General features: G+C 39.7%; 17 protein-coding genes. 9 read left to right on the forward strand and 8 right to left on the reverse strand.

All coding sequences use genetic code 11. The features are described from left to right. Positions 1-70: 70 nt before the first annotated feature. From ACQYAC_RS12485 to ACQYAC_RS12495, 3 genes are all read right to left on the reverse strand, one after another. Positions 71-1,210: a glycerate kinase gene (locus ACQYAC_RS12485; protein WP_429943406.1), complete on the reverse strand. Its 1,140-nt coding sequence runs from the start codon at positions 1,208-1,210 to the stop codon at positions 71-73. A gap of 31 nt (positions 1,211-1,241) precedes the next feature. Beyond that, complete coding sequence (locus ACQYAC_RS12490) at positions 1,242-2,513, reverse strand: GntP family permease (RefSeq protein WP_429943407.1); 1,272 nt, start codon at positions 2,511-2,513, stop codon at positions 1,242-1,244. 118 nt (positions 2,514-2,631) lie between these two features. Further along, on the reverse strand, positions 2,632-3,744 hold the full coding sequence (locus tag ACQYAC_RS12495) for a CdaR family transcriptional regulator (RefSeq protein ID WP_429943408.1): 1,113 nt from the start codon (positions 3,742-3,744) through the stop codon (positions 2,632-2,634). A gap of 161 nt (positions 3,745-3,905) precedes the next feature. On the opposite strand from ACQYAC_RS12495, the gene ACQYAC_RS12500 reads away from it, so the two are divergent. The 5 genes from ACQYAC_RS12500 to ACQYAC_RS12520 all read left to right on the forward strand — a co-directional run bounded on the left by ACQYAC_RS12500 (position 3,906) and on the right by ACQYAC_RS12520 (position 10,814). After that, positions 3,906-4,556, forward strand: coding sequence for a TetR/AcrR family transcriptional regulator (locus tag ACQYAC_RS12500; protein ID WP_429943409.1), 651 nt, complete (start codon positions 3,906-3,908; stop codon positions 4,554-4,556). A gap of 69 nt (positions 4,557-4,625) precedes the next feature. Then, on the forward strand, positions 4,626-5,879 hold the full coding sequence (locus ACQYAC_RS12505; RefSeq protein WP_429943410.1) for an MFS transporter: 1,254 nt from the start codon (positions 4,626-4,628) through the stop codon (positions 5,877-5,879). Beyond that, on the forward strand, positions 5,876-8,203 hold the full coding sequence (locus tag ACQYAC_RS12510; RefSeq protein ID WP_429943411.1) for an FtsX-like permease family protein: 2,328 nt from the start codon (positions 5,876-5,878) through the stop codon (positions 8,201-8,203). Before ACQYAC_RS12505 ends, ACQYAC_RS12510 begins: the two co-directional genes overlap by 4 nt. 13 nt (positions 8,204-8,216) lie before the next feature. Next, positions 8,217-8,978: an ABC transporter ATP-binding protein gene (locus tag ACQYAC_RS12515; RefSeq protein WP_429943412.1), complete on the forward strand. Its 762-nt coding sequence runs from the start codon at positions 8,217-8,219 to the stop codon at positions 8,976-8,978. A 657-nt stretch (positions 8,979-9,635) separates the two neighbouring features. Then, the gene (locus ACQYAC_RS12520; protein WP_058013260.1) at positions 9,636-10,814 is read left to right on the forward strand and encodes a Rap family tetratricopeptide repeat protein; all 1,179 of its coding nucleotides are present in this window, start codon (positions 9,636-9,638) and stop codon (positions 10,812-10,814) included. A 99-nt stretch (positions 10,815-10,913) separates the two neighbouring features. Here the strand turns inward: ACQYAC_RS12520 and ACQYAC_RS12525 are convergent, their stop codons facing one another. The 4 genes from ACQYAC_RS12525 to ACQYAC_RS12540 all read right to left on the reverse strand — a co-directional run bounded on the left by ACQYAC_RS12525 (position 10,914) and on the right by ACQYAC_RS12540 (position 16,331). After that, positions 10,914-11,762 (reverse strand): PRD domain-containing protein, encoded by an 849-nt coding sequence (locus tag ACQYAC_RS12525; RefSeq protein ID WP_169056052.1) that lies wholly within the window; start codon positions 11,760-11,762, stop codon positions 10,914-10,916. A gap of 30 nt (positions 11,763-11,792) precedes the next feature. Continuing rightward, on the reverse strand, positions 11,793-13,259 hold the full coding sequence (locus tag ACQYAC_RS12530) for a glycoside hydrolase family 1 protein (RefSeq protein ID WP_058013258.1): 1,467 nt from the start codon (positions 13,257-13,259) through the stop codon (positions 11,793-11,795). A gap of 4 nt (positions 13,260-13,263) precedes the next feature. Next, the gene (locus tag ACQYAC_RS12535; RefSeq protein ID WP_429943413.1) at positions 13,264-15,126 is read right to left on the reverse strand and encodes a beta-glucoside-specific PTS transporter subunit IIABC; all 1,863 of its coding nucleotides are present in this window, start codon (positions 15,124-15,126) and stop codon (positions 13,264-13,266) included. A 308-nt stretch (positions 15,127-15,434) separates the two neighbouring features. Then, positions 15,435-16,331, reverse strand: a complete 897-nt coding sequence (locus ACQYAC_RS12540) for a hypothetical protein (RefSeq protein ID WP_429943414.1) — start codon at positions 16,329-16,331, stop codon at positions 15,435-15,437. 189 nt (positions 16,332-16,520) lie between these two features. Here ACQYAC_RS12540 and ACQYAC_RS12545 point away from each other — a divergent pair, with 189 nt between their 5' ends. Both ACQYAC_RS12545 and ACQYAC_RS12550 read left to right on the forward strand, forming a co-directional pair. Further along, on the forward strand, positions 16,521-17,072 hold the full coding sequence (locus tag ACQYAC_RS12545) for a PadR family transcriptional regulator (RefSeq protein ID WP_429943415.1): 552 nt from the start codon (positions 16,521-16,523) through the stop codon (positions 17,070-17,072). 4 nt (positions 17,073-17,076) lie between these two features. Continuing rightward, positions 17,077-17,565 (forward strand): DUF4188 domain-containing protein, encoded by a 489-nt coding sequence (locus ACQYAC_RS12550; RefSeq protein WP_008347392.1) that lies wholly within the window; start codon positions 17,077-17,079, stop codon positions 17,563-17,565. A 10-nt stretch (positions 17,566-17,575) separates the two neighbouring features. Here the strand turns inward: ACQYAC_RS12550 and ACQYAC_RS12555 are convergent, their stop codons facing one another. Next, positions 17,576-18,199 carry an NUDIX hydrolase gene (locus ACQYAC_RS12555; protein WP_061410092.1) on the reverse strand — a complete coding sequence of 208 codons (624 nt, stop codon included), beginning with the start codon at positions 18,197-18,199 and terminating at the stop codon, positions 17,576-17,578. Positions 18,200-18,368: 169 nt separating this feature from the next. Here ACQYAC_RS12555 and ACQYAC_RS12560 point away from each other — a divergent pair, with 169 nt between their 5' ends. Both ACQYAC_RS12560 and ACQYAC_RS12565 read left to right on the forward strand, forming a co-directional pair. Further along, positions 18,369-18,575 (forward strand): helix-turn-helix transcriptional regulator, encoded by a 207-nt coding sequence (locus ACQYAC_RS12560; RefSeq protein ID WP_012011842.1) that lies wholly within the window; start codon positions 18,369-18,371, stop codon positions 18,573-18,575. Next, the gene (locus tag ACQYAC_RS12565; RefSeq protein ID WP_061410094.1) at positions 18,572-19,252 is read left to right on the forward strand and encodes a DUF3169 family protein; all 681 of its coding nucleotides are present in this window, start codon (positions 18,572-18,574) and stop codon (positions 19,250-19,252) included. Before ACQYAC_RS12560 ends, ACQYAC_RS12565 begins: the two co-directional genes overlap by 4 nt. Positions 19,253-19,255 lie beyond the last annotated feature (3 nt).

Consider the following 19,255-nt stretch of genomic DNA (forward strand, 5'->3'; position numbering starts at 1 on the left):
TTTCATTTCATACAATTTTACCACATTTCTATAGAAAGAATGTGATAGAAAAGGAAACATTTTTCATCGTTTACTTATTTTTTCCAATCGATATAACAGCCGCAATATTCCGAGCGGTTCTTTCTACATGAATAGCCCCATCTCTCATCGCCTCAGAAAGAGAAGTGACACCTGGAACGATACTAAAAAGGGCATCAATGCCATGCTCATGTACGACTGCACTATCTTTTGAGAGAGAGCCCGCGATGCCGATCACAGGCAGGTGATACTGCTTTGCTGCTTTAGCTACACCAATTGGGGTTTTTCCATAAATGGTTTGCTGGTCAATTCGGCCTTCACCAGTAACAACTAGGTCTGCCTCCTTGATGACATCATCAAACTGAACTGCCTTCAGCACAATATCAATTCCTCGCTGCAAATCAGCGTGTAAAAAGCCTAATAAACTCGCACCAAGTCCTCCTGCCGCTCCTGCCCCTTCTGCATCTTCAAAAGATACATTAAACTGCTTTTCTGCTATTTGAGCAAAATGAGCTAAATTCTTGTCTAGCACTTGAACCATTTCTTCATCCGCACCTTTTTGAGGACCAAATACAGCAGACGCTCCTCTCTCACCTGTTAAAGGATTATCCACATCACAGGCTGCCTCCAGCCGAACTGATTTCAGTCTAGGGTCAAGTCCAGTTAGATCTATCGAAGCTAATTGATGAAGGGCTCCACCGCCTGGCGACAGCTCCTGTCCTGCTTGATCAAGAAAAGCCGCACCTAACCCTTGCATCATCCCAACGCCGCCATCATTTGTTGCACTTCCGCCAAGCCCAATGATGACATGCTTTGCTCCTTGATCTAGTGCCGCAAGCATTAATTCCCCAGTTCCTCTCGATGTCGTGAGTAACGGATTGCGTTTTTCTTGCGGAACAAGGTGTAACCCAGAGGCTGCGGCCATCTCTATAACGGCCGTCTCACCGTCTCCTAACATGCCAAAAAAGGCATCGACGGGGTCACCAAGCGGGCCTGTGACCACATGATTGATTATGTACCCACCCGTCGCATCAACTAGCGATTGAACAGTTCCCTCTCCTCCATCTGCCATGGGAAGTTTGATATATTCAGCGTCTGGCAAAATCGCATGAAATCCTCGTTCGATGGCACATGCTGTCTCATATGCAGATAAACTTTCTTTAAATGAATCTGGTGCAATCACAATTTTCATCCTAAAGCCCCTCGTTTCTTATCAAATGTCATCAGCCAAACAACTGGAAAACGCCAAATATAATGGTCGATACGACGGTTAATGTCAAACCAATTAACGATTCAAAAGGCATGAGCTTCAACCGCTCTTTGATATCCATTTGAACACTTCCTGCTGTTGCATGGAAAAAGCTCCCGTGCGGCATATGATCAAGCACAGTTGAACCAGCATGAATCATCGCTGCCCCTGAAAGAGCCGATACGCCGAGACCAAGTAACGTACCGCTAAATACGCCACTCGCTACTGCTGTTCCTGCTGTTGTCGAAGCAGTGGCGGCTGACATAAAGATCCCTGAAGCTGGTGCAAGTAAATACGGAGGTAATCCCGATGCATCAAGTGCTTGAATAAACACATCTTTTAAGGAAGAATTCGATACAATGCCTGCTAGTGTGCCTGTCCCTAATAACATAATCGCTACACCCGACATTTTGTTCAGCCCGGACATCGCATAATCATTAATAAATTTCCCTTTTTTCATGAAAAGAGCACCTACAATGCCTCCGATCGGTAAGGCGATCATTGGGTCTATATTGATTTGAAAAAGCGGTCTTAAAGCCAACAATAAAATGGTAACAAGTGGACCGACCACCGCTGGTAAAAAGGCAGGTACTTGAAACTGGCTTTGATTAACTTCTTCTTCAAATACAAGCGCTCCTTTCTTAGCAAGCTTTTTGGCTAACACGTATGTGACAGCTAAGCCAAATATAGCCGGAATGACACCTGCTGCCATCATTGAAGTAAGCGGTACACCAAACGCATCAGAAGCGGCAATGGCATTGGGGTTCGGTGACATGATATTCCCTGCTTTCCCGCCTCCAATCATGGCGAGTAAAATCCCCGTTTTTGACAGCTTTGCCCGTTTGGCAAGGGCAAGGGCGATAGGCGCTACCGTGATAACAGCTACATCTACAAAAACGCCCACTGTCGTTAAAATCATGGTTGCCAGTGCCAGTGCTAATAACGCCCTCGCCTCTCCAAGCTTTTTCACGATCGCCTCAGCGATAGATAAAGCTGCACCCGATTCAATTAAAACGCCAGCCAGCACCCCTGCCGCCATAATTCTAAGGACAGCCGGAATCATGCCTTTAGCACCTTCCATCATGACATTGACGGTCTGAGCAATATCTACGCCGCCAATTAAACCGCCTATAAATGCACCTGCCAGCATGCCATAAGCAGGTGATACTTTTTTTAGAATAAGAACAATCGCAATAACCAGTGCCATAATGGCTCCCAGTGTACTTACAGTCACATCACCATTCATCCTCGATCCCCCCAAAATTGTCTTTCTTTTATTGTAAGCGTTTACTAATTGGAATCGGGTTGTGAATCTAGATGAACTTTTTTCATTTATCACTTCATCTCATTGTGCATATGCACAATCAAGATAATTGATTCATCAACTGCGCCATATAAAGCTCCATCAACTGTTTTACATGACGGGGATCTTTTCCGGTCAAAGCTTGTATCTTATCTAAACGATATCTCAATGTATTCCGGTGAATATATAAACGATCAACAATTCTTTGTAAATCACCGCCCTCTTCAATGTAACTTCTTAATGTGTGGGCAAGCTCCACTTCTTGTGTTAATGGCTTGTAAAAGTCAGCCCAACTACCGTTTTCTTCAACAGCACCTGCAGCGATGAATAGCCTTTCCAGCTGATAAGATTCAAAAAAATAAATACTTTCCTCCGGATCAAGAGCCTTCCCTAACCGCAAGGAATTTCTAGCGTGTTCAAAGGACAATGACAGCCGGCTTATGTCGTCTGCGACAGTTCCTATCCCCACCAGCACCTGGCCTCCTACTGCATTTTCCATTGTTCTTTGCAGCTGCCCAACCACATGCTTTAAATGATGATCAGAAATCGGCTGCCTTAAAAGAACCAATTCATGGCGAAAAGTCATGCCAAGCAAATCATCCGCATTCTTATCGTATTGAATTGCATGCATCATTTTATGCACAGCGTCTTCTGAGGATGGAACTGGCTGAAAAATGATGGCCATTCGGCGCTTATCTAAATCCATGCCCAGCCATGCAGCTCGGTTCTTTAGCTGATGATCACCAACGTCCGAATCAGAAATTAACTGATTGACAATTTCACTCTCTATCCGCTGCCGCCACTGCACTCGTTCAAGCAGAAAAGACTGCTCTAACACTAGCTCAGCTGCCATTTTCACCAGCTCGGCATGATGCCGAATGTCCTCTGGCTCACCAGTAATGCCGATCACACCAACCACTTGTTCACGAAAGCAAATGGGCAAATTGATTCCTGGTCTTACTCCTTCTAAGTGCAAGGACGCATCGTGGTCAATTTCCATACTGTTCCCGTTTGTGAGCACAAGTCGTGCACCATCATGTTTCTGACCAATCCTTTTTCGTTCACCAGAACCAATGATGACACCATCCGCATTCATTACATTGATATTTTTATCTAAAATACGCATCGTACGTTCAACCATTTCTTGTGCCAATTCAGTGGTTAAAAATTGCATGAGGCATCTCTCCTGAAGGTGTTTTCATTCAATGTAACATAGTGTCATTGCACAATAAATGCAAAGTGTTTAAAAATGAGCCATTGACAAAGGTACATTGAAAAGTGTTTAATCAAATCAAAGGACCGACCGACAGTCTAGTTAAAAGAAAGGATGGCTTTATGAGAACCGTTAAACATCCTGAAGAACGTAAAAATGACATCTTAAACGCAGCAGAAGAGCTTTTTTCTACAAAAGGCTATCAGCAAACAACGATTATCGACATTCTGAAAGCTGTTGGCATTGCAAAAGGCACTTTTTATTATTACTTTTCATCCAAAGAAGAAGTGATGGATGCCATTATTGACAGGATCATCAAAGCAGATATCATCGTGGCAAAGCGTATTGCGGCAGAGCCAGACCTTCCAGTCGTTGACAAACTATTTCGCATCATCATGGCGCAATCACCAAAGCAAGGAAGCAATAAACAGGGCATGATTGAACAATTTCATCAGCCTTCTAATGCAGAGATGCATCAAAAAAGCTTAATCAAAGCAATTAAAGAACTATCACCCGTTTTAGCTGATGTTATTCAGCAAGGAGTGGAAGAAGGAACATTTAAAACGAATTATCCGCAAGAAACGGTGGAATTCCTTCTTGCTTCTGCACAGGTCATATTTGATGAGGGCCTTTTTCAATGGACAGCCGAAGAGAGTTTGCAGCGAGCGCTAGCTTTTATTGATATCCTCGAATCCTCATTACATGCAGAAAAGGGGAGCTTCTCCTTTCTTCTGAAACGTTTAACTGGAGAGCTTGATGAACACAATCAGTGATTGGTCACTTCAATACCAATCCTGCATACATTGTAGACTGACGGTCGGTCTAAAAGGAGAGTGATACCCATGTCTTTATTATCTAAAAGAGGTTCATCCCACTTTATGTACCTCGTGCTCGGACAGATTATTTCCGTTTTTGGGTCTTCCTTAATTCGGTTTGTTCTATCTTTACACGTGCTGGATATGACTCAGCGTGTTGACTTATATGCCTTACTATTCGCTTTATCCAATGTCCCGCTCCTTCTTTCCCCCTTAGCAGGCGCAATCGCTGACCGGTATAACAGAAGGAACTTGATGATTTTATTTGATGTTCTCACCGGCATCATGATTCTGGCTTTTTATTTTTGGTTATTCTCAGGCAATGATTCACTCTTTATGATCGGAGCGGTCATGGTGCTTCTTGGTGTGATGAGCACGTTCTATGCTCCCGCTGTGATGTCCAGCATTCCACAGTTAGTAAAACAGGAACACTTAGAACAAGCAAACGGGATCGTCAATGGCGTGCAGGCACTTTCAGGTGTTCTCGCTCCTATTATCGGCGGAGTTCTGTACGGACTGATTGGAAGTCAATCCATCATAGGTGCCAGTGCCATCGTGTTTTTTCTATCAGCATGCATGCTTTTACGGTTAAACATCTCCTTCTCCCCTAGCCCCTTAACGGAAAATATGGGCAAAGTGCTCGTAAAAGATATGAAACAAGGATTTTCCTATATTGGCAGTCAGCCATTTTTAAAAAGAGCCATGTTGCTTGCTGCAATGTTAAATTTCATCCTCACGCCATTTTTTATCGTAGGTGGTCCAATCATTTTAAGGGTCACAATGAAAAGCAGTGACATCATGTATGGTGTAGGCATGGGCTTAATTGAGTTCGCTGTCATCGCAGGAGCTCTGCTAGTTGGACTTGTAGCAAAGCATTGGCGCATCCCTACTTTATATCGCTGGCTGATCGTCATCGCGATCATCTTGCTACCTGTCGCATTCTCAACATCCAGCACAGCTCTTCAATTTGGTACTTATCCAGCTTATTTTCTCTTTCTAGCAGGATGTCTTCCAATTGCTATGCTGCTTACAATGATCTCAATCGTTGTGATTTCACATGTTCAAAAGAAAACGCCAAATAGTCAATTAGGAAAAGTGATGGCCAATCTGACAATGGTTTCTCAATGTGCTGCCCCGCTTGGTCAAATGATGTATGGGTTCTTGTTCAATACGTTTTCAGCAAACATGTATGTGACAGTACTAATAGTCAGTACTTTCATGTTTGCCCTTGCCTATTTAACAAAAGATATGCTGCAACATGAAGGAGAATCAGCCTCATGAGACTGACGTTTATCAAGAAAGACTTAACCCGCCATCGTCTCATTTCCATCGGTTTAATCATTTGCATTATGATGACATCATTTCTAGCAACAAGTGCCGCTCAAATGATAGTACAGCTGAATGGTTCCATTTCTAATCTGCTCCATTCAGCCAAGGCACCAGACTTTGTCCAAATGCATGACGGCAGCCTAAAGGAAAAAGATATTGAGGCATTTTCAAGAAAGCAGTCCATGGTAAAAGCACATCAAATCGTCCCAATGATTCCAATTGAACATGCAAATATCAAGTTCGGAAACGAACCTGCTAAAGCAGGTGTGATGGATCATTTATTTGTAAAACAAAATCTTTATTTTGATTTTCTTTTAAATGAACAAAATGAAAAGCTCACTGTCAGTAAAGGTGAAGTGGCTGTGCCTATCTACTTTCAGCAAAGGTATCATATGAAAATAGGAGAAACATTACTGATTGGGAAAGGGTCTCATCAATTCTCTTTCCGCATTAAAGCATTCTTGCGAGATGCACAAATGAACCCCAGTCTTGTTAGTTCGAAAAGATTCCTTCTTCATCACAAAGATTGGGACGCAATGAATCAAGTGTTTCATAAAAAGGAATATTTAATTGAATTTTTACTGCATGCTGCCGCTCAGGCAGATGCCTTTCAAGCAATCTACCAGTCATCACAGCTTCCACAACAAGGGCCAGCTGTCACATTACCTTTGCTGCGTATGCTGAACGCATTGACAGATGGAATGGTGATCGCCATTCTCCTACTTGTTTGCATGCTGCTCATCGGTATAGCTCTTCTCTCTCTTCATCTTGCTATGACTGCTTCTATAGAAGAGGACGAACGTGAAATTGGAATATTGAAGGTGCTTGGGATTCCTTTAACAAGAATCAAGAAATTATACGTTGGAAAATATGCCTTCCTTGCTAGTATAGGGTGTACAGCAGGATATGGGTTAACTCTTATATTTGGTGATTTGTTTACAGCCAATATTCAGCGATACATGGGGAGTCAGCCTTCTTTTACTTCTTGGTTCATCCCGCTTTGTGTTTCTATTGTGATGGCAGTGATCATCATTTCTTGCAGCTATACTGTCCTAAGAAAGTTTGGCCGAGTATCAGCCGCTAAAGCACTTCAAGGCAGCGTCATTTCAACGGATGATAAACAACAAATACCCTTGCATCTCAAGAAAAATAGGTTCATACCGGTCAATATGTGGCTTGGTTTAAAAGATCTGTTATCACGAAAGAAGTTGTACACAACAATTACTTGTATTATCGCCCTTTGTACATTTTTGATGCTGCTGCCTATTCAGCTATGGTACACCTTACAATCGCCGGATTTCATCACATATCTTGGCTCTGGTCAAAGTGACCTTCGAATTGATATACGACAAGGAAATTATCTAGAAGAAAATACTAATAAAATAGAATCAATGATCCGTGAAGATCGAGATATTCATGCATCAGCCATATATGAAACAACTTCTCTTCAGGCAAAATCAAAGGAGAATTCATTAGAAACACTCTATTTAGAAACAGGTAATCTCTCAGCATTTCCTCTCACCTATTTACAAGGGCGACAGCCATTAAAGAAGAAAGAAATTGCCTTATCAGTGCTCAGTTCAGATTCACTCCAAAAAAAGGTAGGAGAAAAAATTACTCTTGTAACAAACGGGCATGAAATTGAAAAAACTGTGACTGGCATTTATCAGGATGTCACCAACGGCGGGAAAACAGCAAAAGCAATATCACAGCCATTTCCGCAATCAGCCCTTTGGAAAACCATTCAAATTCAACTAAACCAAGAAATAGAAATTGCGGAGAAAAAGACAGTATTTGAAAAAGAGATATCTCCTGCAAAAGTGACAGATATGAAAGAATACGTTCATCAAACAATCGGTAGCACAGCATCTTTAGTAAAAGTCGTTGCATTTTTGTCTACATTAGCTGCTTTTGGAACTGCCAGTTTGATGTTATTCATGTTTCTGCATATGTTAAAAGCAAAAGATTCAAGTCGAAACCATTTATTACGAACGATTGGATTTTCTAAAAAAGATGTAACAGTACAATATATGACAAGTTTTATCGTCGTTATCTCTTTGGGCACCTTTATTGGCACGATCGCTGTCCACACAATTGGACCAGCTTTAATGAGTGTAGGTGGAGCATCCTTAGGGGCATCAAGCCTTCAGTGGCTGGCACCACAATGGGTGTCAGTTGTGTACCCAATCACACTGTTGATTGTCAGCTTAGCTTTAACCGCTTCGTTATTGAAGACGTTTTTTACTAGTCAAACTACTCGTCATACACTTTCATAAGGAGATGTTTCACATGGAACACTTGATTGAAACAAAACGATTGTCTTTGCAAATTAATTCTTTAAAAGGACAGAAACAAATCATTCTTAAAGATATCCATTTATCAATAAATCCTGGGGAATTTGTGACGATTATGGGACCTTCCGGCTGCGGGAAAACCTCCTTGCTTTATCAGCTTAGCGGGATAGAAACAGCCTCAACAGGAGAGATCAAATATAAGGGCCATTTATTATCAGAAATGACAGATAAACAGTTAACTGCTCTGCGTTTAACAGATATGGGATTTGTCTTTCAACACAGCCACTTACTAAAAAACCTTAATCTGTTTGATAACATCATTGCTGCAGCTTACTTAACAAAGAAAAAGCCAAGAAAAGAAGTGAATGAACGAGCTAAATATTTAATGGAGAAACTTGATATTGATCATTTAGCAGATAGATATTTGTCAGAAGTATCAGGAGGTCAGCTTCAAAGAGCCTCTATCTGTCGAGCGCTTATGAATGAACCAGACATTCTTTTTGCTGATGAACCAACAGGTGCTCTTAACTCTCATGCAACGAAGGATGTGATGAATATATTTTCGAAAATCCATTCTGAAGGAGCAACACTATTGCTTGTCACACATGACCCAAAGGTTGCTCTTCGTTCTGAAAGAATCATGTTTATGAATGACGGAGAAATAACAGCCAGCTTACATTTAGGGAAATTTGATGAGGCAAGTGCCGAGAAACGGGAGACCAGATTAAATCAATGGCTTCAAGATTTAGGTTTTTAAGTTGGAATAAAACAGGCAGCTTTCTGCCTGTTTTACTTTTCCTGGCACTCAAATGAATAATCCATAGACAAACTATTAGTTTCTAATATGATTTTGCCGCCTACTTGTTGACAAGATTCTGTCAGCAATTCTATTTCTTTGCTATAAAAATATCTCTTTGACATATACAGAGTCAATAAAACAAGTAACAGTGTCGCCATAATCACTGTGATTTGCCAGTTTAAGATTTTAAATCTTTTTTTCATACCAACATCCTTTCCAACAAACTAGTGTTTGAGATTGCTATTTATTTTGTCTGCTTCTATCAGTTTCTATTCCAAATTTGATCTAGCATCATCATAACTGATTTTCTTTAATAGATCGACCTTCCAACTTAACCACCGATCACCTGAAATCTCTTTATTTGTAATATACCAGTGATATTTTCGATCATAATCATAAAACCCATTGTATATATTCCTTTTTTAGACGATTAAAAAAAGATTTTAATCATTTGTAAAAACATTCAATCATCATTACAATTTCGTACATCACATGACCATAGGTCCTTTTTATTACCTCTTGGCAATCACCTCACAGAAATGATTATATTTTTCCAAAAATTGTGATATCGTTTTTTATGAAACAGGTGAAAGGATCTTAAAGAGGTGAAATTTCATGGCTATCATTTCTGCTGAACAGGTGGGGAACCGTTTAAATGATTGGCGAATTGCGATTCGCAAACATGATGTACAAAGTGCTAACGCAATGTACACAGAATTAAAGCAATTGCTTCAAGAAATGGAAGAGAATCAGGAGGTATTGACGTATTATTCATTGCTAGAAGGCAAGTATAAACTCATGATATATGAACGAAGAGGTAAAAAACTGAATGAACAGACAGAGCTAGATTGCCCCTCTAAAACAAACGACTTAATTGAATACTATTTTTACCTATACAAAGCCCTTTACGCTTCATATAACAGAGACTATGCATCAGCCATTGGACTGTTTAAAATTGCCGAGAAAAAACTGCAAAACATTCCGGATGAAATAGAAGTAGCTGAATTCCATACGAAAATCGCAAACTTATATATGCTACTTCGTCAAAGCCTAATTTCTCTTCACTATATTCAGAATGCTATAGATATTTTCAAAAGTCATGAAGGGTATGAAAGAAGACTAGCAACAGCCATTGTCATCGCTGCTGCTAATTATATGGATATTGGTGACTTCACAAGAGCAGAAAACTACTACAAAAAAGCATTACACATCGCTGACAGTCTAAATGATCATTTTCTAACTTCACAGCTTTTTCATAATATCAGTATTCTGTATGCCGAAGCTGGAGAATCGAAAAAATGTATCGATGCCCTAGAAAAGGCTCTAAGTGATGAAAACTACCTCTCATCGTGCTATTTCCATCACACCATGTTTATGTTAGTCAAAGAGCTGCTCTCTATTGATGAAAGAACACAAGCTCTCTATTACTTCGAATTGGTCAAACAAAAACATGAATCAGAGAAATGCCCCATCTATACAGCAAAAATGAATTTGCTTTACCATCTATACTTTACTGAGGATATGTCTCAAAAAGCTCAAGCCTGTTTCGAGGAAATCAGTATTCTAAAAGAATTAAAGGATGCTGAAGGTGTCTGTGAATTAAGTGCACTAGCTGCAAAACATTTTGAAGATTTAGGTGCCATTCATCAAGCCTATCTCTTTTTGAAGGAAGCCTATCACATGAACCATCCTATATTTGAATGGAGGAATTCTAATGAAAAAAATGAGTTTATTGATCATCGCATTAACCATCGTCGTTTTCGGACAAACAGTGTCTTTCAATTCGTTAAATGAGACGAATTCTGGCACAACAGAACGACCTATCGGAACTTAATATTAAATTGATCACAGCAAAGAACCACTTGCCCGATCACAAGGCAAGTGGTTCCACCATTATTTTAATTGCTGATAAGATATGAGGCGGTGTATATGTACCGCAAGATAAGTAAGCTCATCATTAGGAATGACGATACTATGCACCTGTTTAATATAATCTTTGATTTTAAAAGCAACATCCATCGCCTGAGGATACAAGTGTGCAATTTGTTCAAACAACTCATTTTCTTGATCCGAAAGTAATTTATTTGCATAAAACCTCTCTACAAAGAACTTCACATGTGTAATGAACCGACTGTAATGAATATTCTCTTGGTCCATTTTCATATTCAGTGCATAGCGCACAAGATTGACAATGCTTCCGATCATTTTGGCATATTTCATGCTATCTTTTGAATCGGATTCTTCACCTAATGCATTGATTAAGTGAAAGGCGATATTGGCAGCTTCTTCTTTGGGCAATTGTATGCCCAATGTATCATTGACTAACTCAAGAGCGTACTTCCCTACTTCAAATTCTTCAGTATAGTAATTTTTGATTTCCCAGTACACGCGGTTTGTAATATTAATATTCTTTTTATGTCGTTCAACAGCAAAATTCAAATGATCCATTAAGGTAAAATAAACCCCTGAATTTAGATTTGAATTTAACCGTTTTTCTGCATATTGGACGATGCGCTGAGTTAAATCGATAAACTCTTGAGGCATTGAATCTAACAATTGAAGAAATTCCTTTGCTTTCATGTTATCGACTGACATAAAGACTTGGTCCGCTTTTTTCTCTTCTATCATTTGACCCGGTTTCTGTCCGTAGCCAATCCCACGGCCAAACAAAACCATCTCCTGTTGGTTCTGATCTTCAGCCAGGACCACACTCGAGTTTAAAACTTTTTTGATTTTAAACATCGTCATCACCTGTTTTCATGATTGTGGTGTTCAATCAAGCGATTCACCATTTGTCTCAATGACTTTTTGGTACCAATAAAATGAGTCTTTTCGAGATCGTTTTAACGTTCCGTTTCCATCATCATCTTGATCTACGTGAATAAAGCCATAGCGTTTTGACATTTGTGATGTACCTGCACTAATAATATCAATTGAGCCCCAGCTCGTATATCCAAAGAGATCGACGCCCTCTTCAATCGCTTCTCTCATCTGGCGGAAATGCTCTTTAAAATAGTTAATCCGATAGTCGTCATGGATAGAGCCATCACTTTCAACTACATCCTTTGCACCCATTCCATTCTCAACAATGATAAGAGGTTTTTGATAGCGATCATACAGTTCAATTAAAGAAATTTTCAGACCAACCGGATCAATTTGCCAGCCCCAGTCAGTTGAAGGCAGGTAAGGATTTTTGACTCCACGAATCGTGTTTCCTTCTGTCTGTTCTAACCCTTCTTGAGCTGATTCAGTTAAAGACATATAGTAGCTAAATGAAATGAAATCGACTGTGTTTTCTTTTAGAATGTTGAGGTCTTCTGCCTCCATATGAATATGAATATTTTTTCTCTCAAGCATCCGTGTAATCAGTGGTGGATATTCGCCAAACACCTGAACATCTGCATAGAAATAGTTTTCTAAGTTTTGTTTTAAGGCTTGTTCCACATCATTCGGGTGACACGTATGCGGATACGTTGTCAATTTTGTCAGCATACACCCAACCTGGCTGCCTGGGATAATACGATGGCAATCAGCTGTGACAAGAGCAGATGCAACAAATTGATGATGAAGTGCTTGATACACCGTCTCTTCTACTTTACCTTCTGGGCAACGATCAGGAATAATTCCTGCTGTAATGAATGAGTGGCGGTGAATACTATCAATTTCATTAAAGGTGAGCCAATATTTCACATCATGTTGATAACGTTCGAAACATACATTGGCGAACTTCACAAAGAGATCGACCACTTTTCTTTCCACCCAGCCGTTATATTTCACACTAAGGGCTAAAGGCATTTCATAATGAGAGAGTGTCACAATCGGTTCTATATTGAGTTTTTTCATTTCGGCAAATACACGATCATAAAATTGCAGCCCTTTTTCATTTGGTTCAGCTTCTTCTCCAGTAGGGAAGATCCGGCTCCACGCAATAGAAATGCGAAGTGTTTTAAAGCCCATTTCAGCAAATAGAGCCAAATCCTCTTTATAGTGATGATAGAAATCAACCCCTCTGCGTTTAGGGTACTTTTTATCGTCTGGGTCTTTTATTGCACGATCTATATTTTCAGAAGTCACAGCAAGATGTCCTTCATAATCTTCTACACTTAAATTGGAACGATACATTGCAATATCTGCAACTGATGGTCCCTTTCCATCTATATTCCAAGCGCCTTCTGCTTGGTTGGCGGCAATGGCGCCGCCCCATAAAAATCCTTTTGGAAAACCTTTAATTGTTGTCATCTGTTTAGCCTCCTAATTGTGTGACAACCATCAATGTATCTTGACGATTGACCTCTTGTAATGGCTGTACCTTTATTTCATATTGATCTGTATTTGTGATGACAGCAAGTGTAACTGGATCATAACCTGCTGCTATGATTTTTTCTACATCAAATTCAATCAGTAAATCTCCTGCTTGAACACGTTCCCCTGCCTGCACTTTTGGATGAAAATACTGTCCTTCCAGTTGAACGGTATCAAGGCCAATGTGGAATAATACTTCAACCCCTTGGTCCGTTTTCATACCAAGTGCATGATTTGTTTCGAACAGCATGGTCACCTCACCATCTACTGGTGCATAAAGCGCTCCTTCTGAAGGGACAATGGCAATTCCGTCTCCCATGACCTTTGAAGAGAAAATATCATCTTTTACTTCAGATAGAGAGATCATTTGACCAATCACAGGACTTTTGAATGTTTCACCTGCTCCAATTTGTTCAGCAAATGCAGCTTGGTCATTTTTCTTTTCTTCTACTACTGTTTTATCCTTACCTAATACAAAAGCAGCAATAAAAGCGACAATAAAGGAAATGACTGCTCCAATGACAGCAAACATTAGATTTCGTGGGAGCTCATCTGATATAAACATCGACATACTTGCTAATCCAGGGCCAACAAGTACAAAGGCTTGTATACCAACTAATCCAATGAAGATCCCGCCAACAAACGAACCAATCATGACACTTCCAAGGACTCGCTTATTTTGAAGTGTCACACCATACAAAGCAGGCTCTGTGATACCAAAAAATGCTGAAATCCCTGCCGAAATGGCTGTTGATCTGAGTACCTTGTCTTTTGTGCGTAGTGCTACAGCGAAACAAGCTCCACTTTCCGCAATATTATGCGCAAGTGATGCTGGCAAATAAAGTGCTTCTTTCCCAAGGGTTCCCATCGTTGTGACTGCATAAGGGACCATTGCTTTATGCATACCTGATGCGACCATGAATGGGAGGACTGCTGCTAAAATCGCGACAGCTACCCAGCCTACTGTATTAAACATCGCAAGAATGATGGATGAAAAACCTTGTCCTGCTGTAAAACCAATCGGTCCTAATAGAAGTAATGTAATTGGTACAGTAATGACCAATGACATCATTGGAACAAAGAAAATCCGAATTGGTTTTGGTGAAAATCGCGTAAAAAATTTTTCCATTTGAGCGTATAACAATACAGAAAGGATTGCTGGGAACACTTGATACGCATATGCTATATTTTTCACGTCGAATGACAGCAATTGCGCACCTTCAGTAAGCATAGCCGTCATGTTCGGAAGAAGAAGCGCGCCGACTGCTGATAGTGCGACCAGTGGATTTACCTTTAGTTTATTCGCCGTCGTTACAGCGACTAGTAAAGGCAGGAAGTAAAGAGGTGCGTCCCCTACCATATTCAATATTTGATAGGTTTGACCCTTTGCATCCATCCAGCCTAATAGAGAAAAAAGGAGAAGAAATGATTTTAAAATCCCTCCGCCTGCGATAGCTGGAACAAGCGGCTGGAAGACACCGACAATGAAATCTAACAGAACTGTGCCTATTTTTCTTTTTTCTTTTGGCTGATTGGATGGCATGACTTGCCCCGATGAGCTGCCACCCATTAGACTTGTTACCTTTTGATACACTTCAATCACGTCATTCCCAATCACCACTTGGCATTGTCCTGACATTCTGACAGCTATGACACCTGGTGTTTTTTCTAGTGCTGGTACATTTGCTTTTTTCTGATCAATTAGCGTGAAGCGAAGTCTAGTTGAACAGTGCTCAAGGTGCGCAATGTTTTCTTTACCACCTACATACTGTAAAACGTCTTTGGCAACTTGTGTATAATCCATTTTTCTCCCCCTTTTCCCCATACATGAGACCTATATTTTGGCAATAAAAAAAGGACCTAAAACGACAAATTAAAGAAATTCATCGTTTTTAGATCCTGCCTGCATGACCAGTCACATGTCTAATTTATTTATATTGGATTTGATTTTAGTATATATTGAGTTAATGTAAGCGTCAACATAAATTTTTGAATTTAAAAAATATTTTTTTACAAGTCTAATGTCATCAAAATGACCTCATTTTACTTTATAGGACATTTAAATCGAAAAAGTCAGTAGTCTCAAATGCCCTATCTGATTTAATTATTATCTTATTTTTTCTTTGCTTTTTTCTTTGCGGCATTTTTAAATGCTTCTTCTTGCTTTTGATATTGTTTCTTATTCACAGCTTTCAGTTTCATTTTTTCATTCTTTTTCCAAATCGGTAACTCAATATAGGAAGCCTCTACATCAGATGACCCTATCATCTTAGACAAGCCACACTTTATTTTTGGTGTGGGATATACCCAAAAGTTTTTAAAACCTGTTATTCCAACTGCTTGATATTTTTCTTTTTTCAATGGCTTACTTTTCTTCCCTGTGGCTTTGGAGATTGTAATAGCCCCTGAAAAATCCCCTTCAAAAACGGCTTCTTCGATATGAAGGAAAATTTGATATGAATTGTTTTTTGCTGTATACAGATAGCCGTAGGCTTTATTTAAATTATCTGTGTATTTCCCTATGATCTCATAGTATCGGTCTTCTGCTGTATCCACGTACTCATCATAGCGCTTATCAATGGCTTTTTTGTATTCTTTTAATTTCTTCTCATCAACAGCTTGATAGCGTTTACTTTTCTTTGCACCTTGCTTTTTGACCATGAGATCTTTTCCAGAAAAATAGATGTCATATACGATTGTTTTCTTCTTTTGTTGGACCTTAAGTTTGTATCCTTTTTTGGTGGTTTTCCCCGTTAGTTTGTATTTTGTTTTCACCATAAAAGGTTCAATTGGATCAAGCTTAACACCCTTACCGTTTAGATAACCCGTGACTTTGCCTTTCTTTTCAGTCACTTTCAGCCAACTGACATTGTCCTTTGTTTTATAGGCATATGCATTAGATTGATTCAGTGATTCTTTTTTAGCAGATGCTTTGTTTCCTCCAAAACTTCCAACACCAATCAATAGTGCAACAATCATGAACAATATTCCTATGTTCCTCAACTTCATTTGTACACCCTCCATTCTTTTATGAATAGATGCGCAAGCACTTTACACATCAAGTATATATTACCATATTTATGATTTAACTCCTGTATTTCAGAAATATAAATCTATCAATTATTATTTTCTTGCTTTTTATTCATTTCAAATTTATTATATATCTAAATGATATATCTTTTAGATAGGTGTGTTGATATGAAAAAATACAATGATACGACGTATGCGATTTTAGGTATTTTAACGACAGATTGTAAGTCAGGGTACGAAGTGAAGCAATTAATTGATAGAAGCTTGCATCATTTTTGGAAAATTAGTTATGGACAAATTTATCCAGCTTTAAAGTTAATAGTCGAGGAAGGGCTTGCTGAGGTTTCACCTGCTTCTTCGTCAGGTCGCTCTGACAAGCGGGAATATTATCTGACTGAAAAAGGGCTGGACACGTTGAGGCAATGGCTGGCGCAGCCGCTCGATCAAGTACCATCAGAACGAAATGAAGTGTTATTAAAGTTATTCTTTGGTCAATATCTTTCGTTTGAGAAAAAATTGGTGCTTTTACAGGATTATGAGAGGCAGCTCCGTATCCGTTATGAGACATATGTTGCGATTGAACAAAACATTCAAGAGCTGTATCCAGATGAAGCTGATGCGAAGTATTGGCTGTATACGTTAGATTACGGAAAGAAAGTGGCGCAGGCTGGAATTGATTGGTGCGTGGAGACCTGTGAATCGATGAAGAAAGAAGGGTGAACAAGTGAAAAAAAATATACGTGCTGGCAGGTATACAACAGACAATTCTGAGCCGATTGTTGTGTTCATTATCGGAATGAGAATCAATAAACGCTGGGCTGTCCATCAATGGCTGCCAGTATTTAAGGCGATGCCGGGGATGATCAAAGAACTTTATACACATCAAGAAGAACTTGGTTTTCTAGGGACAGAAAATTACTTCGGTTTACGCACCACCACCATGATCCAATATTGGAAATCAACAGAGGACCTCCTTGCCTACGCCAAGATGGAGAAGCATTTGGCTGCTTGGAAAGGATTTAACCAAAGAGCACGAAATAATGACGCGGTCGGAATTTATCATGAAACGTATCAAATTCAAGCCGGCTCATATGAATCTATCTACGTGAACATGCCTTCATATGGATTGAGCCAAGCTAAAGCGCCCATCCTAATTGGAAAAGGGAAAGGAAAAGAAACCGCAAAAGAACGCCTTTCTACAACAAATTCCTAGAGCTGATTCTCTAGGAATTTCTTTTTGCAACCATCACAAAATGTTTTAATATGCGGGCAGTTAATCCCCAAATGGTGTAACGATCGTAATCATAAAACCACTCCTCAATCGAACGACTCCCCCAGCTGTATTTTTCTCCATTCATGATTTTTTCATAAGGAAAGTCCTCTCCTGGTGTTGGCTGCACCGATACATGGTGTAAGTACGGTTCGTATTGGATGAGCCATGATAGAGGCACAGTAAAGGTCTCCTCTACTTCTTCTTGATTAAAGGAATGTTTGACCTGCTGTTCATCAATGATTCCGACAAATGGATATACCACAAAGGATGGAGAGGCAATATAAGGACTGAGCTGTCCTAACACCTTGACGGATTCGGGCGGAATCCCTAGTTCTTCATATGTTTCCCGCAGTGCAGCTTCCTGTGCGGTTTCGCCGCCGTCGAGTTTGCCTCCTGGGAAGCTAATATCGCCAGGCTGTTTTCTCATCGTCAGTGATCGTACTTCAAATAAAACATGCCATTCCCCGTTTACTTGCACCAAAGGGACAAGGACTGCAGCTTTGAACGCTGTTTCTTCTCCAATAAATAAAGGTTGAGATTGATGTAAGTCATTTTTTAATTGGTCAATGAACACGGGCATCACCTATTTTCTGTTTCTCTTTCTTTTAGCGTATCATGGTTCATCTTTTGAAGAAAGATGATCTTTCTGACAATTATTTTTATCAATTTGACAACTTTACTTGTCAAATTGAATAATATGCTTTACAATCAAAGAAAGATTCAGATCAAATTGAGGTGACAGAATGAAAAATCGATTAAAAGAGCTTCGTGCGCGTGATGGTTTGAACCAAACTGAGCTTGCCAATCGTGCAAAAGTTTCTCGTCAGACCATCAGCTTAATGGAGCGAGATGAACTAATGCCATCTCTCTTGCTCGCTGTTAAGCTTTCACGAATTTTTCAGGAACCCATTGAACGTATTTTTCTATTCGAGGAGGATGAACTATCATGAAAACTGTATACAAAATGCTCTTAGGTGCTCTCCTTGGCTTTCTCGGTGCTTACTGTCTGCTTGCAGCTGAATTTGAGATGACCCTTCTTGATGTTGCATTTGAAGCGACTCTTGTCATCAGCGGCTTGACGATTGTATTAATTGTTTATTGTTTTTCAGGGATTTCACGTATGAAGAAAAGAGTATCACTTTCGGTATCTGGAGATGAAGAGGATGAACTCGAAGTAAAACAGTATCGCACCTTTACTGATTCGACTTTAGCCAATACGGTAAGTACCATTTTATCCATTATTGCCATCGGTATGGCTATCGTCACCGAACAGCCTATTTGGCTGATTCTCGTCAATGTTGCTATATTTATCGTCACCATTATCAGTTCTTACGTAGCAATATCCGTTCTAAAACTTGTCTACCCTAATCGCAATCTCCCAAGCCCTTCTGACAAAGATTATAGTAAAAAACTGCTTGCTATTTCCGACGAAGGTGAAAAGCATGTGATGCTTGGCGGATTGTTTCACACGTATCAAATGATGAACATCTTATTGACCGGTGCCATGTTTATTCTGATCGTGTATTCCCTTGGAGCCAATCACTCTCAGCTCTTTTCAATCATCGTGATTGGACTTGTTTTAATTATTTTGAATGCAAATTATATGTTCAGGATTAGAAATCGTTAAATA

The organism is Bacillus sp. MM09(2025), assembly GCF_050496725.1.
GTDB lineage: Bacteria > Bacillota > Bacilli > Bacillales > Bacillaceae > Bacillus > Bacillus pumilus.

Excerpts from the sequence above, each read along its gene's own strand:
- ACQYAC_RS12485 (WP_429943406.1), bottom strand. The coding sequence starts at position 1,210 with ATGAAAATTGTGATTGCACCAGATTCATTTAAAGAAAGTTTATCTGCA.
- ACQYAC_RS12490 (WP_429943407.1), bottom strand. The coding sequence starts at position 2,513 with ATGAATGGTGATGTGACTGTAAGTACACTGGGAGCCATTATGGCACTG.
- ACQYAC_RS12495 (WP_429943408.1), bottom strand. The coding sequence starts at position 3,744 with ATGCAATTTTTAACCACTGAATTGGCACAAGAAATGGTTGAACGTACG.
- ACQYAC_RS12500 (WP_429943409.1), top strand. The coding sequence starts at position 3,906 with ATGAGAACCGTTAAACATCCTGAAGAACGTAAAAATGACATCTTAAAC.
- ACQYAC_RS12505 (WP_429943410.1), top strand. The coding sequence starts at position 4,626 with ATGTCTTTATTATCTAAAAGAGGTTCATCCCACTTTATGTACCTCGTG.
- ACQYAC_RS12510 (WP_429943411.1), top strand. The coding sequence starts at position 5,876 with ATGAGACTGACGTTTATCAAGAAAGACTTAACCCGCCATCGTCTCATT.
- ACQYAC_RS12515 (WP_429943412.1), top strand. The coding sequence starts at position 8,217 with ATGGAACACTTGATTGAAACAAAACGATTGTCTTTGCAAATTAATTCT.
- ACQYAC_RS12520 (WP_058013260.1), top strand. The coding sequence starts at position 9,636 with ATGGCTATCATTTCTGCTGAACAGGTGGGGAACCGTTTAAATGATTGG.
- ACQYAC_RS12525 (WP_169056052.1), bottom strand. The coding sequence starts at position 11,762 with ATGTTTAAAATCAAAAAAGTTTTAAACTCGAGTGTGGTCCTGGCTGAA.
- ACQYAC_RS12530 (WP_058013258.1), bottom strand. The coding sequence starts at position 13,259 with ATGACAACAATTAAAGGTTTTCCAAAAGGATTTTTATGGGGCGGCGCC.
- ACQYAC_RS12535 (WP_429943413.1), bottom strand. The coding sequence starts at position 15,126 with ATGGATTATACACAAGTTGCCAAAGACGTTTTACAGTATGTAGGTGGT.
- ACQYAC_RS12540 (WP_429943414.1), bottom strand. The coding sequence starts at position 16,331 with ATGAAGTTGAGGAACATAGGAATATTGTTCATGATTGTTGCACTATTG.
- ACQYAC_RS12545 (WP_429943415.1), top strand. The coding sequence starts at position 16,521 with ATGAAAAAATACAATGATACGACGTATGCGATTTTAGGTATTTTAACG.
- ACQYAC_RS12560 (WP_012011842.1), top strand. The coding sequence starts at position 18,369 with ATGAAAAATCGATTAAAAGAGCTTCGTGCGCGTGATGGTTTGAACCAA.
- ACQYAC_RS12565 (WP_061410094.1), top strand. The coding sequence starts at position 18,572 with ATGAAAACTGTATACAAAATGCTCTTAGGTGCTCTCCTTGGCTTTCTC.